General features: G+C 68.6%; 15 protein-coding genes and 1 riboswitch. Of the genes, 1 reads left to right on the top strand and 14 read right to left on the bottom strand.

The annotated features are described in order from the left end of the window. Window positions 1-38: 38 nt before the first annotated feature. Window positions 39-482 carry a phosphoribosyl-AMP cyclohydrolase gene (gene hisI / locus ACU18_RS03120; protein WP_050684074.1) on the bottom strand — a complete coding sequence of 148 codons (444 nt, stop codon included), beginning with the start codon at window positions 480-482 and terminating at the stop codon, window positions 39-41. Between the two features lie 111 nt (window positions 483-593). Between hisI and ACU18_RS03115 the strand changes: the two genes are divergently transcribed. Continuing rightward, the gene (locus tag ACU18_RS03115; protein ID WP_050684120.1) at window positions 594-1,238 is read left to right on the top strand and encodes a TIGR03085 family metal-binding protein; all 645 of its coding nucleotides are present in this window, start codon (window positions 594-596) and stop codon (window positions 1,236-1,238) included. A gap of 70 nt (window positions 1,239-1,308) precedes the next feature. Here the strand turns inward: ACU18_RS03115 and hisF are convergent, their stop codons facing one another. The 13 genes from hisF to def all read right to left on the bottom strand — a co-directional run bounded on the left by hisF (window position 1,309) and on the right by def (window position 12,009). Next, window positions 1,309-2,085 (bottom strand): imidazole glycerol phosphate synthase subunit HisF, encoded by a 777-nt coding sequence (gene hisF / locus ACU18_RS03110; protein ID WP_050684073.1) that lies wholly within the window; start codon window positions 2,083-2,085, stop codon window positions 1,309-1,311. Between the two features lie 45 nt (window positions 2,086-2,130). After that, window positions 2,131-2,991 (bottom strand): ATP phosphoribosyltransferase, encoded by an 861-nt coding sequence (hisG, locus tag ACU18_RS03105; protein ID WP_050684072.1) that lies wholly within the window; start codon window positions 2,989-2,991, stop codon window positions 2,131-2,133. 90 nt (window positions 2,992-3,081) lie between these two features. Beyond that, window positions 3,082-3,345 carry a phosphoribosyl-ATP diphosphatase gene (locus ACU18_RS03100; RefSeq protein ID WP_009358176.1) on the bottom strand — a complete coding sequence of 88 codons (264 nt, stop codon included), beginning with the start codon at window positions 3,343-3,345 and terminating at the stop codon, window positions 3,082-3,084. 96 nt (window positions 3,346-3,441) lie between these two features. Next, window positions 3,442-3,927: a 6,7-dimethyl-8-ribityllumazine synthase gene (ribH, locus tag ACU18_RS03095; RefSeq protein WP_050684071.1), complete on the bottom strand. Its 486-nt coding sequence runs from the start codon at window positions 3,925-3,927 to the stop codon at window positions 3,442-3,444. An 18-nt stretch (window positions 3,928-3,945) separates the two neighbouring features. Next, complete coding sequence (gene ribA, locus ACU18_RS03090; protein ID WP_050684070.1) at window positions 3,946-4,674, bottom strand: GTP cyclohydrolase II; 729 nt, start codon at window positions 4,672-4,674, stop codon at window positions 3,946-3,948. Further along, a complete protein-coding gene (ribB, locus tag ACU18_RS03085; protein ID WP_082178155.1) occupies window positions 4,671-5,429 on the bottom strand; it encodes a 3,4-dihydroxy-2-butanone-4-phosphate synthase in 759 nt (252 codons plus the stop codon). The genes ribA and ribB overlap by 4 nt, the downstream gene beginning before the upstream one ends. Continuing rightward, entirely contained in the window at window positions 5,426-6,070 is a 645-nt protein-coding gene (locus ACU18_RS03080; protein ID WP_050684069.1) for a riboflavin synthase, read from the bottom strand. Before ACU18_RS03080 ends, ribB begins: the two co-directional genes overlap by 4 nt. Continuing rightward, window positions 6,070-7,185 carry a bifunctional diaminohydroxyphosphoribosylaminopyrimidine deaminase/5-amino-6-(5-phosphoribosylamino)uracil reductase RibD gene (gene ribD / locus ACU18_RS03075; RefSeq protein ID WP_050684068.1) on the bottom strand — a complete coding sequence of 372 codons (1,116 nt, stop codon included), beginning with the start codon at window positions 7,183-7,185 and terminating at the stop codon, window positions 6,070-6,072. Before ribD ends, ACU18_RS03080 begins: the two co-directional genes overlap by 1 nt. Further along, window positions 7,185-7,907: a nicotinamide riboside transporter PnuC gene (gene pnuC / locus ACU18_RS03070; RefSeq protein ID WP_050684067.1), complete on the bottom strand. Its 723-nt coding sequence runs from the start codon at window positions 7,905-7,907 to the stop codon at window positions 7,185-7,187. The genes ribD and pnuC overlap by 1 nt, the downstream gene beginning before the upstream one ends. 97 nt (window positions 7,908-8,004) lie before the next feature. After that, window positions 8,005-8,154: riboswitch (FMN riboswitch) on the bottom strand. A 39-nt stretch (window positions 8,155-8,193) separates the two neighbouring features. After that, a complete protein-coding gene (rpe, locus tag ACU18_RS03065) occupies window positions 8,194-8,871 on the bottom strand; it encodes a ribulose-phosphate 3-epimerase (protein ID WP_050684066.1) in 678 nt (225 codons plus the stop codon). A gap of 53 nt (window positions 8,872-8,924) precedes the next feature. Further along, window positions 8,925-10,508, bottom strand: coding sequence for an RsmB/NOP family class I SAM-dependent RNA methyltransferase (locus tag ACU18_RS03060; RefSeq protein ID WP_050684065.1), 1,584 nt, complete (start codon window positions 10,506-10,508; stop codon window positions 8,925-8,927). Continuing rightward, on the bottom strand, window positions 10,505-11,425 hold the full coding sequence (gene fmt, locus ACU18_RS03055) for a methionyl-tRNA formyltransferase (protein WP_050684064.1): 921 nt from the start codon (window positions 11,423-11,425) through the stop codon (window positions 10,505-10,507). Before fmt ends, ACU18_RS03060 begins: the two co-directional genes overlap by 4 nt. Further along, the gene (def, locus tag ACU18_RS03050; RefSeq protein WP_050684063.1) at window positions 11,422-12,009 is read right to left on the bottom strand and encodes a peptide deformylase; all 588 of its coding nucleotides are present in this window, start codon (window positions 12,007-12,009) and stop codon (window positions 11,422-11,424) included. Before def ends, fmt begins: the two co-directional genes overlap by 4 nt. Between the last annotated feature and the right edge of the window lies 1 nt (window position 12,010).

Below are 12,010 nucleotides of genomic sequence, written 5' to 3'. Positions count from 1 at the left end.
GAGGGGGTGCCGTGGTTCCGGGGAACGGCCCCGGAGCGTCAGTTGGCGGTGCCGGTTTCGACGGCGAGGTCCCTGCCGTCGAAGCAGGTGCGGGTGCCCGTGTGGCAGGCCGCGCCCACCTGGTCCACGCGGACCAGCAGGGCATCGCCATCGCAGTCCATCGCCACCGATTTGACCCATTGCACGTGGCCGGACGTATCGCCCTTGCGCCAGTATTCCTGCCGGGACCGGGAGTAGAACGTGACCCGGCCGCTGGTCATGGTGCGGTGCAGGGCTTCATCGTCCATCCAGCCCAGCATCAGCACCTCATTGGTGTCGTACTGCTGGACAATGGCGGCCACCAGGCCCGCGCTGTCGCGCTTCAGGGCGCCGGCGAGGGAAGCGGGCAGCGGGCTGCCGGCAGGGACCGGCGCCGGGTCCGCGGAAGGGGCTTCGGGCGTGGCGGAACCGGGGAACGGGGCGGGGGCGGGCTGCTCAGACATCAGGTCAAGTCTAGTGCCTTCGCCGTTGCCGGATCGGATGTGAACGGCGGCACGCCAGCGGCGGGGCCGGCGGTGCCCAAGTACGCGCGTCTCGTGCTAGTTTTCCAAGTGATGCATTTCGTCGAACCGTCCCGAGAAGTCCTGGCCGAGACCCTGCTTGCGGCCGGCCCTGATGCGCCCACCCTCTGTGCTGGCTGGCGCACCAGGGATCTTGCCGCGCACCTTTACCTGCGCGAACGCAAGGCCGCTGTGGGGCTGGGCCTGATCATCAAGCGCCTGGCCAAGGCGTCAGATGCGGCCACGTCCCGGCTGGCTTCGAAGCTAACGTCCGCCGAGGACTACGCCGGACTGGTCAACACCTTCCGCGCCGGCCCGCCGGCGCTCTCTCCCATGAAGATCCGGGCGCTGGACGAAAGCTCCAACCTGATCGAATACTTTGTCCACACCGAGGACGTCCGCCGCGCCGTGGACCGCTGGGCGCCCCGCGCGCTGGACGAGGCCTACTCGGACGCCCTCTGGGATGACCTGGTGAAGCGTGCCGCCATCCTGTACCGCGGCGTGGACCTCGGGATCGTCCTGGTCCGTCCGTCCGGTCCCCGGCACGTGGCCAAGCGTGCACCCGTGTCGGTGGCCATTGTTGGCGAGCCGGGCGAACTGCTGATGCACGCCCACGGCCGGACGCGCCATGCCCTGGTCACCTTCGAAGGCCAGCCGGACGCCGTCGCGCTCCTGCAGTCAGCCGAAGTAGGCCTCTAGCCTTACGTTGCGCTATCACTTAGGGTCGCTAAAACGGCCTTTTGGGGACCAAAAGTGATAGCGCAACGGGTTAGCGGACCTCGAAGCCTGCCGCGCGGATGGCGTCCTTGACCTGGGACATCATGTTGTCCGGTCCCCAGTGGAAGATCGAGGCGGCCAGGACAGCATCGGCACCGGCAGCAACCGCAGGCGGGAAATGTGCGGGCTCCCCCGCGCCGCCGGAGGCAATGATGGGCACCTTGACGGCGGCCCGGACCAGCCGAATGAGCTCCAGGTCGAAGCCGTCCTTGGTGCCGTCCGCGTCGATGGAGTTGAGCAGGATCTCCCCCACCCCGCGGTGCGCAGCCTCACGCGCCCATTCGATGGCATCGATGCCGGTTCCGGTGCGGCCGCCGTGGGTGGTTACTTCAAAACCCGAGGGCGTGGGCTGCGAGCCGGGACGGGTGCGGCGGGCGTCGACGGACAGGACCAGGACCTGGGAACCGAAGTGCCGGGTGATTTCGTCGATCACTTCCGGGCGGGCCACGGCAGCAGTGTTGATGGCGGCCTTGTCTGCCCCATAGCGCAGGAGCTTGTCCACCTCGGCGACGCCGCGGACGCCGCCGCCGACGCACAGCGGGATGAAGACTTCCTCGGCGGTGCGGCGGACCACGTCAAAGGTGGTTTCGCGGTTGCCGGAGGAGGCCGTGACGTCCAGGAACGTCAGTTCGTCGGCGCCGGCGTTGTCGTAGCGGTGGGCCAGCTCCACGGGGTCGCCGGCGTCGCGGAGGCCCTCGAAGTTGATCCCCTTGACGACGCGCCCGGCGTCCACGTCAAGGCAGGGAATGACACGTACTGCTACCGCCATGGGAGGCTCCTGGGGTTCGCTGGTGGGTGCTGCTGCGCGGAAGGATCAGATGCGGCAGGCGTGGATGCTGCTGACCAGGATGGCGCGGGCGCCGAGGTCGTAGAGCTCATCCATAATCCGGTTGGTGACCTTCTTTGGCACCATGGACCGGACAGCCACCCATTCGGAGTCCCGCAGCGGCGAAACGGTGGGTGACTCCAGGCCGGGGGTCAGCGCTGCGGCCTGCTCCACCAGTTCCTTGCGGATGTCGTAGTCCATCAGCACGTACTGCCGGGCCACCAGGACGCCCTGGAGGCGCCGGATCAGGACCTCGATTTCCTTGGCGGTGCCGTTGGCGGCGCCACCGTCGCCGGTCCGGCGGATCAGGACGGCCTCGGACTTGAGGATGGGCTCGCCGAAGATTTCCATCCCGGCGGCCTTGAGGGTGTTTCCGGTTTCCACAACGTCAGCGATCGCATCGGCCACGCCCAGGCGCACGGAGGATTCCACGGCGCCGTCCAGGCGGACCACCTTGGCGTCGATCCCGCGTTCGGCGAGGTAGTTGCGGAGCAGGCCGTCGTAGCTGGTGGCCAGGCGTTTGCCGGCCAGCTGCTCAGCCGAGGCGAAGTCGCCCACGGGACCGGCAAACCGGAACGTGGAGGCCGCGAAACCCAACGGAAGCAGTTCTTCGGCTTCCACCTCCGCGTCCAGCAGGAGGTCGCGGCCGGTGATGCCGACGTCGAGCGTTCCCTGCCCCACGTACACGGCGATGTCGCGGGGGCGGAGGAAAAAGAACTCGATGTCGTTGTCCGGGTCCATCATGACCAGCTCGCGGCTGTCGCGCCGCTGCCGGTAACCGGCCTCGGCGAGCATGGCGGACGCGGCTTCGGACAGGGAGCCCTTATTGGGGACGGCTACTCGCAGCATGGGAATCTTTCTGGATCAACGGGTCTTGGGGTTCAGGCAATGCAGGCCACAGCAGGCACGGCGGCAGGGTGATGCGCGCCGGGCAGGTGGCTACAGATGCTTGTAGACGTCTTCCAGGGTCAGGCCTTTGGCGAGCATCAGGACCTGCAGGTGGTACAGCAGCTGGGAGATTTCCTCGGCCGCGGCTTCATCGGATTCATATTCGGCAGCCATCCAGACTTCGGCTGCTTCCTCAACGACTTTTTTGCCGATGCCGTGAACACCGGACTCCAATTCAGCGACGGTGCGGGAGCCTTCCGGGCGGGTGGCTGCCTTCTCGCTGAGCTCAGCGAACAGCGTCTCGAAATTCTTCACGCCCACCAGCCTACTTGCTGCGGCCCGCACGGCGCGTCCCGGGCCGTTGCATGACGGGCGCGATGTGAGCGAATACACACCGCGCCCGGAGATCTGCTACGTGTACTGCTTCAGGACCAGGGCGGTGGCCAGGGCAGCGGTGACGGCCTCGTGGCCCTTGTCTTCCTTGGAGCCGGCCAGGCCGGCGCGGTCCAGGCCCTGCTGTTCCGTATCGCAGGTCAGCACGCCGAAGCCCACCGGAACCCCCGTGGCGACGCTGACGTCGGTGAGTCCCGACGTGGCGGCCTGGCAGACGTAATCAAAGTGCGGGGTACCGCCGCGGATTACGACGCCGAGCGCCACCACCGCGTCAAAGTGCGGCGCCAGCCGCGCGGCAGCCACGGGCAGCTCGAAGCTGCCGGGTACACGCAGCACCGTGGGCTCTGCGATGCCGGCGTCCTTGGCGGCGCGCAGGGCACCGTCCAGGAGGCCGTCCATGATGGTGGTGTGCCAGCTGGCGGCAACAATCGCAAGCCGGAGCTGCGACGTTTCCGCCGGGTTGAGTGTGGTCAGGTCGATTTCGGGGGCGCCGTGTCCGCTCATGGGTAAGTGCTTTTCCGTTCAGTTCGTTGCGTCGGTGGGGTCGTTGAAAGGGGTGCCGGGGCTGGTGACAGGCAGCGGGACAACTGTGGTGTCCAGCAGCAGCCGGTGTTCCATCCGGTCTTTTTTGGTGCGCAGGTAGCGGATGTTCTGCTCCCGTGAAGGTACTTCGGTGGGGACCATCTCCACCACGTTGACGCCTGCGTGGGCCAGCCGGTGCTGCTTGTCCGGGTTGTTGCTCAGGAGCCGGACCTCATGCAGGCCCATCTCCGCCAGGACCTGCGCGGCGGCGTTATAGGACCGGGCATCCACGGGCAGGCCAAGCTGTTCGTTGGCTTCCACGGTGTCGAAGCCGGCTTCCTGCAGCGCGTAGGCCTTGATTTTGTTGGCCAGGCCAATGCCGCGGCCTTCCTGGCCGCGGAGGTAGAGAAGGGTGCCGCCCTGTTCGTGGATCATTTCCAGGGCGTAGGCAAGCTGTTCGCCGCAGTCGCACCGGTAGGAGCCGAAGACGTCGCCCGTGAGGCATTCGGAGTGGAGGCGCACCAGGGGGGCTTTGCCGTCGCTGGGCGGGGTGGGTGAGCTGACGGCGAGGTGCTCCACGCCGGTCACCAGGTCGGTCCAGGCCTGCGCCACAAAGTCACCGTAGGCGGTGGGCAGCTGCACTATGGGCCCGCCGCTGACCGGATGGGCCATGGCTGTTCTGCCGGTCCGTCCGCGGTGGCCGTCACTGCTGGCTGCGGATGCCGTCATCGTTTCTCCTTTGCTCCGCCCGGAACATCCCGGACGTTGTGTGCGGGGGCGTCCCCGGCCCCTGCTTCAAGATATGCCACCAGGTCAGCGATGGAGACCAGGGGGCAGCCGTGCTCTGCCGCGAAGGCACGGAGTCCGTCCAGGCGCATCATTTCGCCGTCGTCGTACACCACTTCCGCGATCACGCCCACCGGAGCGAGTCCGGCCAGGCGGCACAGGTCCACCGCGGCCTCGGTGTGGCCGGGGCGTTCCCGCACACCTCCCTCAACGGCCCGGAGCGGGAAAATATGCCCGGGACGGGTCACCGATTCCGGTGCGGACTGCACATCCGCCAGCACCCGGGCGGTCAGGGCCCGGTCAGTGGCGGAGATTCCTGTGCTGACACCGAGGGCAGCGTCGCAGGACACCGTGTACGCGGTACCTTTGGCGTCCTCGTTGACGGCCACCATGGGCGGCAGCGCCAGGGCGTCGGCCCGTTCGCCGCTCAGCGGGACGCAGATGACGCCGGAGCTGTACCGGATGGTCCAGCCCATCAGGGCGGGAGTGGCGAACTCGGCCGCGAAAATGATGTCTCCCTCGTTTTCGCGGTCCTCGTTATCCACCACCAGGACGGGTTTCCCGGCGGCCATGGCCGCCACGGCGTCCACAATGGCGGACAGGCCCTGCGGCGGAACCGGTGCCAGCCCGGGGGCGGCCAGTGCCGACGGGGCAGCGGCCGGGGTGCCGGCCGGATCCACGTGGACGACGGCGCTCATCGGGTTTCCCCGGTGGCGTCGCCGTCAGTGGTGGTCCGGAAAGCCAGGAGGCGTTCGGTGTACTTGGCCAGCACGTCCACCTCCAGGTTCACCGGGCTGCCGGTGGACTTGGCGCCGAGGCCGGTTTCGGCCAGCGTGGTGGGAATCAGTCCCACCTCGAACCACGGGTCCGGGTGGTTTGCTTCGCTGACGGCCGTAACGGTGAGCGAGACGCCGTCAATCGCGATGGATCCTTTTTCCGCGATGTAGCGGGCCAGGTTGCCCGGCACGCCGAAGCGGAGCCGTTCCCAGTTGCCCAGGGCCTCGCGTTCGCGCAGGCTGCCGACGCCGTCAACGTGGCCCTGGACCACATGGCCGTCCAGCCGCCCGCCGGCCGGGACGCAGCGTTCGAGGTTCACGGCGTCGCCGGCGGCCAGGCCGCCGATGGTGCTGCGGATGAGGGTCTCCCCCATCACGTCGACGCTGAAGTCCTTGCCGTCGATGGCCGTGGCGGTGAGGCACACCCCGTTGACGGCGATGGACCCGCCGAGGGCCAGTCCTTCGGTGGTGCCGGGGGCATGCAGCCGCACGGTGGCGCTAATGTCGCCGTTGCGGTCGACTGAGAGCACATGTCCCTGCTCGGCGATAATTCCGGTAAACATCAGTTGCCTCCCTGGGCTTGCTCCGCGGAAGTGCGGGCGTTCTCTGGTGCAGCGGTGCGCTGCGGTCGTAAATGCAAACGGAGGTCCCGGCCCAGCGTCCGGACGGATCCGCCGTCGGCCTGGTCCCATTCCCAGTGCTGGGCGTCCGCCAGCGTGCCAATGCCCAGTCCGGCCAGGGCGGGGGTGCCCGATCCGAGCAGGGTGGGGGCCAGGTAGACGATCAACTCGTCCACCAGGCCGGCGGTGAGGAAAGCACTCAGGATCCGCGAGCCGCCTTCCACCATCACGTGGCGGGCGCCACCTCCGTACAGCAGCCCAAGGGCCTCGGCCGGATCGCGGGTGGGCAGATGGACTGCCAACCCGTCGGCGCCGTGGATCGCAGCGCCGGCCGGGACGCCGCGAAGGCCCATCACGGCGCGGACCGGCTGCCTGGCCGCAGGTTCCCCCTGGCTGTCCCTCGCGGTGAGGCGGGGATTGTCCACCAGGACCGTTTCGGTGCCCACCAGGATGGCGTCGATGCGGCTGCGGATGGCGTGGTTGTCCGCCAGGGAGGCCGGGCTGGAGATCCACTGGCTGGTGCCGTCGTCGGCCGCGATCCGGCTGTCCAGCGTCTGCGCAATATGCAGCGTCACGAAGGGCCGCTGGGCTGCCACCGCTTCGAACCACTGCCGGTTCAACTCAAACGCTTCCACGCCGGCCAGTCCGCTGCGGACGCTGATGCCGGCGGCGCGGAGGGTTGCGGCGCCACCGGCGGCCGGATCATGGGGATCGTCCACGGCGTACACCACGTCCGTGATGCCGGCCGCGATGATGGCCTCGGTGCAGGGTCCGGTGCGGCCCACATGGTTGCACGGTTCCAGCGTGATCACCATGGTGCAGCCGGCCAGGTCCACGCCCGCCGCCGAAGCCCGTGCGATGGCGTCGGCTTCGGCGTGCGCGGTTCCGGCGCCCCGGTGGTACCCGGTTGCCAGCGTGGTTCCGTCCGGACCGACGACGACGGCCCCCACCAGGGGGTTGGCGCCCCTCGGGCCCAGCAGCGCGGCGTCCAGGGCCTGCGCCATGGCCTGGGCCTCCGCAGCCCGGAAGGGCGCGGCGACGGCGTTTTCGGCGGGCATCAGAGCTTCACCCTGGGGTCCGGGAAGCCTGTTTCAACCGAGGCCGCGGGCGTGCCGCCTGCGCTGGCGGAGGACGTGGCGTTCCGGGATGCCTTCCACCAGACAAAAAATCCGGTCAGCGTGAAGAACCCGTAGAACAGGTACATAAACGCGCTGGCGTAATAGCCGGCGCTGAACAGGAGGGGCACGCCCACGATGTCCACGGCCACCCAGACCAGCCAGAATTCGGTCCAGCCGCGGGCCATCCCGTAGGTGGCCAGCAGGGAACCGGCGAAGGTCCACGCGTCTGCCCACACCGGCGGGTAGGAGCCCAGCCGGTCAAACAGCGGCGTCAGGGCCAGGGTCCCGGCCACCATCGCGGCGCCCAGAATCCACCGGGTGCGGGTGCTGGCCCATTGGGGCACGACGGCGGTGTTCCCGCCGCCGGCGTCGCGGCGTTGCTTCCAGCGGTGCCAGCCGTACGCTGCCACCACGATGAACATCACCTGCCGGCCGGCCTGGCCCCACAGCGTGGCGGGTGTCGCGGAGCCAAAGACGTTGCCCAGGAAAACCGTGAGCAGCAGGAGGTTGCCGGCGATGCCCACCGGCCAGGCCCAGACTTTGCGGCGCATGCCGCCAAAGGCGCTTGCCAGGCCAAAAATGTTGCCCAGCACTTCTCTCAGAATCAGGACAGATCCCCCAACGGGGATCTGAGCGTCAAAGAGCCATCGCAGGAGGTCCATGTGTGTGTCGTTCCTTCCCGTTCGAACCGCGATGGCTCCGGGGGTATACGACAGCAGAGGGCTGCGGCGCCCCAAAAAAGGACACCACAGTACAGCTGTACGTGCTTCTCTCATCCAGACTTTAACTGTCGGTACCGGAATTTCACCAGTTCAACCGTCCGCCGGGATTTTCCGAAGAAAAGCACCGGCTCGCGGGTCGCGGACTATCACCGCCGGTTCGGACTTACACCGACCCCGGAGCACGTATGTGTGTTGCTATTGTGCCATAACAGCAGGGCGCCGCCGGCTATTCCGTCGCTCCGCGTAACGAACGGCTGCCCCGCTCCCGCAGCCGCGTGATGGCTGCCTCCGGGTCCGCTGCACCGTACACGGCGGAGCCTGCCACAAAGACGTTGGCGCCGGCTTCCGCGGCTCGGATGATTGTTTCTTCGGTGATGCCGCCGTCCACCTGGATGGCCACGCCGATCCCCGAACCATCGATCGCGGCCCGGGCACGCCGGATCTTGGGCAGGGTCAGGTCAAGGAAGGCCTGGCCGCCGAATCCGGGCTCAACGGTCATGATCAGGAGCATGTCCAGCTCTTCGAGCATGTCCAGGTAGGGCTCCACCGGGGTGGCAGGACGGAGGGCCATGCCGGCCTTCGCACCCCTGCTGCGCAGCTCGCGGGCCAGCTTGACCGGCGCAATGGATGCCTCCGCGTGGAAGGTGACCGAGGCCAGGCCGGCATCGGCGAACCCCGGCGCCCAGCGGTCGGCGTCGGCGATCATCAGGTGGGCATCCAGCGGAACCGGGCTGACGGCCTGGATCCGCTGCACCACCGGCAGCCCCAGCGTCAGGTTGGGCACAAAATGGTTGTCCATCACGTCCACGTGCACAGCGTCAGCCGTGCTGATGCGCTGCAGTTCCGCCTCGAGGTTCACGAAATCTGCGGAGAGGATGCTCGGGTTGATGCAGCATTGCGTCACGGGGGCGCCTTTCAGTGGCTGGCTGGGAGGAGGGGGTGCCGTAAAGCCGGCGGTCAGGCCTTTTTGCGGATCAGCGCCAGGAACATGGCGTCCGTGCCGTGCACGTGCGGCCAGAGCTGGGCGGTGGATTCGTGGCCTGCACCGAGGTTGCCGGTGAGGCTGACGGCATCCAGCGCAGACCCTGCGTCGAGCAGTTCCAGGTCGTCCCGCTTACGCATGGCGTCGGCCACCACGGCTTTGGTCTCTGCCGGGTGCGGCGAGCAGGTGACATAGGCAACCACTCCCCCGGGACGGACCGCGGCCAGTGCCGAGGCCAGCAGTTCCCGCTGCAGCGAACCTAGGTCCGCCAGGTCCTTGGGTGTGCGCCGCCATCGGGACTCGGGCCGGCGGCGCAGGGCGCCAAGGCCGCTGCACGGCACGTCCACCAGAACACGGTCAAAAGTTTCCGGCTGTTCGGTGCCCACGTCGCGGCCATCACCGGTGCGGACCTGCCAGGTCTCCCGGGGTACGGCGGACAGTGCCTGGCTGACCAGTTTGGCCCGGTGCGGTGCGGGTTCGTTGGCCAGCAGGGTGGCCCCACGCTGGCCGGCAAGGGCGGCCAGAAGGGCGGCTTTCCCACCGGGTCCGGCGCAAAGGTCCAGCCATCGCTCGCCGTCGGCGCCCGTCCCTTCCTTGTGTTGAGCGTCCGGCAGGTCCAGATCCACGGCGGCCATGGCGCGGGCCACCAGCTGGGACCCCACGTCCTGGACGCGGGTGGTGCCTTCCCGCACAGAGGTCAGCCGGCCAAGGTCACCGCCGCTGGAGAGGGCAGAGCCTTCCACCAGTTCGCCGGGTGTGGCGCCGCCTTCAAGCGCTTCGGCCAGGCTTCCCAGGCCGGGCAGCGCCACCAGGTTGACCACCGGTGCTGCGTTGTCGGCTTCGAGCAGGCCGGTGATTTCCGACGCCGGCCTGCCGTGGATCACCAGGGACTGCCGCATGGCGCGCACGATCCATTCCGGGTGGGCGTGCCGGAGCGAGGCGATTTTGGTCTCGTCGGTTTCGCCGGCCACGAGGAGGTCCAGCCAGCCGTCAAGGGTGTGCGCCGTGACCTTCCGGAGCACGGCGTTGATGAGCGCTGATGGTCCGGCGCCGATCACTGCGCGGGCCAGGCCCACTGTCTGGTCAAGTGCCGCGTGCGCCGGAACACGCATGGCCAGGAGTTGGTGGACACCGATGCGCAGGGCATCGAGGATGGCGGGATCCAGCTGGTCGAGGGGCCGGTCCACGCACCGTGCCAGGATGGCGTCGTAGGTGCCCTGGCTGCGGAGCGCGCCGTAGCTCAGCTCGGTGGCGAACCCGGCGTCACGCTTCTCCAGCTTGTGCTGGCGGATCCTGGCCGGCAGCACCAGGTTGGCGTACGCGTCCTCGGCTGCCACCGCCCGCAGGACTTCGAAGGCCACCAGCCGGGCGGGATCGGCCCGGCGGGTGCGCTGGGCCGGTGCGTTTTCGGTAAAGCTGCGCTGCGGTCCGCGGTTGCGTTCGCGGCCCTGGGCGTTGCGCCTGTTGGCGTCGCGCGGACCGCCGTTGCCGCGGCCGCCGCGCGGGACACCCTGCCCGGCGTTGCCGCCGCCTCCTGGATTGCCGCCGGAGCCGCTCATTCAAACACCACGCTTTCAAGGGAAGCCATACCGCGTGCCCAGTCGGCAGCGGCCATCATCTTTTTGCCCGCAGGCTGGATCCGGGTCAGTTCAACGGCGTGCGAACCGGTTCCCACCAGCACCGACTTGCCGTGGAGCGCCACGGCACCCGGGGCCAAGGCCGTCACGTCGGGGCGGAGCAGGACCGGCTCGAGCTTGATGCGCTGCCCGTCCAGGAGGGTCCAGGCCCCGGGTTCCGGCGCGACGCCGCGCGCCTGCCGGTTCAGCGCCAAGGCAGGGTGGCGCCAGTCGAGGTGCCCATCCTCGAGCGTCAGCTTGGGTGCCAGGGTGACCTCACCGGCCTGCGGCCGGGGCGACGCAGTGCCGGCGTAGATGGCGGAGAGCGTCTGGGCCAGCAGGACTGAGCCGCTGTGGGACAGCCGTGCCAGCAGTTCGCCGGCCGTGTCTGCGGGAGCTACGGCCTCGGTGAGGGTGCCGAACACCGGTCCCGTGTCCAGGCCCTGTTCCAGCTGGAACGTGACCGCCCCGGTGATGTCGTCCCCTGCCATCACGGACCGCTGCACGGGCGCGGCTCCCCGCCACGCGGGCAGCAGGGAGAAGTGCAGGTTGACCCAGCCGTGCCGGGGAATGGTGAGGGCTGCGGGCGGCACCAAGCCGCCGTAGGCCACGATGGCCGCCACATCGGGGGCCACGGCAGTGATGGCGGCAATGGCGTGTGCGTCCACCCGGGCTGCGCGGATGACGTCGATGCCCAGCTCAGCGGCGCGCGCCGCAACGGGGGAAGGGGTGAGGACGCGTTTCCGGCCGATCGGGGCGTCCGGCCGCGTCAGGACCGCAACAACGTCAAAGCCCGCGCCCACCAGGGCCTCGAGGGACGGGACGGCGACGGCAGGGGTGCCCGCAAAAAGGACCCTCACCCTTTGGTGCCCGCGGCGCCGGCGCCAAAGGCGGCCCCGCCGAAACTGGATCCGACGGTTTTGGCGCGCTTGGCTGTGGTCCGCTCCGTCACGGCGTCGTAGTTGGCGTTGCGGATGGACCGGAGGGCCGCCTTGCGGTCCTCACCCTCGAGCCTGTCCGTAAAGAGGACCCCGTCCAGGTGGTCGTTTTCATGCTGGAAGCAGCGCGCCAGCAGGTCCTCGGCGGCCACCTCCACCGGATTGTTGTCCTTGTCCACGCCCGTGATGCGGGTGGTCCGGAACCGCTTGACCGGGAATCCCAGGCCGGGGATGGACAGGCAGCCTTCCACGTGGTCCGCTTGGAAGTCCTCGCTGTTTTCGAGGACGGGATTGACGATGTGCCCCTCCACGCCGTTGATGCGGTACGTGAAGACCCTTTTACTGACGCCGACCTGGGGTGCGGCCAGCCCTGCGCCGTCCACATCCTCCATGGTCTCGGTCATGTCCGCCACGAGTTTGGCCAGCTCCGGCCCGAAATCCGTCACGGGATCGGCAACTGTGCGCAGCACAGGATCGCCGATGATGCGGATATTCAGAATAGCCATG

It is taken from the genome of Arthrobacter sp. ZBG10 (genome assembly GCF_001238605.1).
In the GTDB taxonomy this organism is placed as follows: domain Bacteria; phylum Actinomycetota; class Actinomycetes; order Actinomycetales; family Micrococcaceae; genus Arthrobacter.
The sequence above is the reverse complement of the archived record's forward strand: the minus strand, read 5'-3'. Positions and strand labels throughout refer to the sequence as shown.

What these genes read in the sequence shown, in the direction of transcription:
- hisI (WP_050684074.1), bottom strand. Translation starts at nt 482, where the DNA reads ATGTCTGAGCAGCCCGCCCCCGCCCCGTTCCCCGGTTCCGCCACGCCC.
- ACU18_RS03115 (WP_050684120.1), top strand. Translation starts at nt 594, where the DNA reads ATGCATTTCGTCGAACCGTCCCGAGAAGTCCTGGCCGAGACCCTGCTT.
- hisF (WP_050684073.1), bottom strand. Translation starts at nt 2,085, where the DNA reads ATGGCGGTAGCAGTACGTGTCATTCCCTGCCTTGACGTGGACGCCGGG.
- hisG (WP_050684072.1), bottom strand. Translation starts at nt 2,991, where the DNA reads ATGCTGCGAGTAGCCGTCCCCAATAAGGGCTCCCTGTCCGAAGCCGCG.
- ribH (WP_050684071.1), bottom strand. Translation starts at nt 3,927, where the DNA reads ATGAGCGGACACGGCGCCCCCGAAATCGACCTGACCACACTCAACCCG.
- ribA (WP_050684070.1), bottom strand. Translation starts at nt 4,674, where the DNA reads ATGACGGCATCCGCAGCCAGCAGTGACGGCCACCGCGGACGGACCGGC.
- ribB (WP_082178155.1), bottom strand. Translation starts at nt 5,429, where the DNA reads ATGAGCGCCGTCGTCCACGTGGATCCGGCCGGCACCCCGGCCGCTGCC.
- ACU18_RS03080 (WP_050684069.1), bottom strand. Translation starts at nt 6,070, where the DNA reads ATGTTTACCGGAATTATCGCCGAGCAGGGACATGTGCTCTCAGTCGAC.
- ribD (WP_050684068.1), bottom strand. Translation starts at nt 7,185, where the DNA reads ATGCCCGCCGAAAACGCCGTCGCCGCGCCCTTCCGGGCTGCGGAGGCC.
- pnuC (WP_050684067.1), bottom strand. Translation starts at nt 7,907, where the DNA reads ATGGACCTCCTGCGATGGCTCTTTGACGCTCAGATCCCCGTTGGGGGA.
- ACU18_RS03060 (WP_050684065.1), bottom strand. Translation starts at nt 10,508, where the DNA reads ATGAGCGGCTCCGGCGGCAATCCAGGAGGCGGCGGCAACGCCGGGCAG.
- def (WP_050684063.1), bottom strand. Translation starts at nt 12,009, where the DNA reads ATGGCTATTCTGAATATCCGCATCATCGGCGATCCTGTGCTGCGCACA.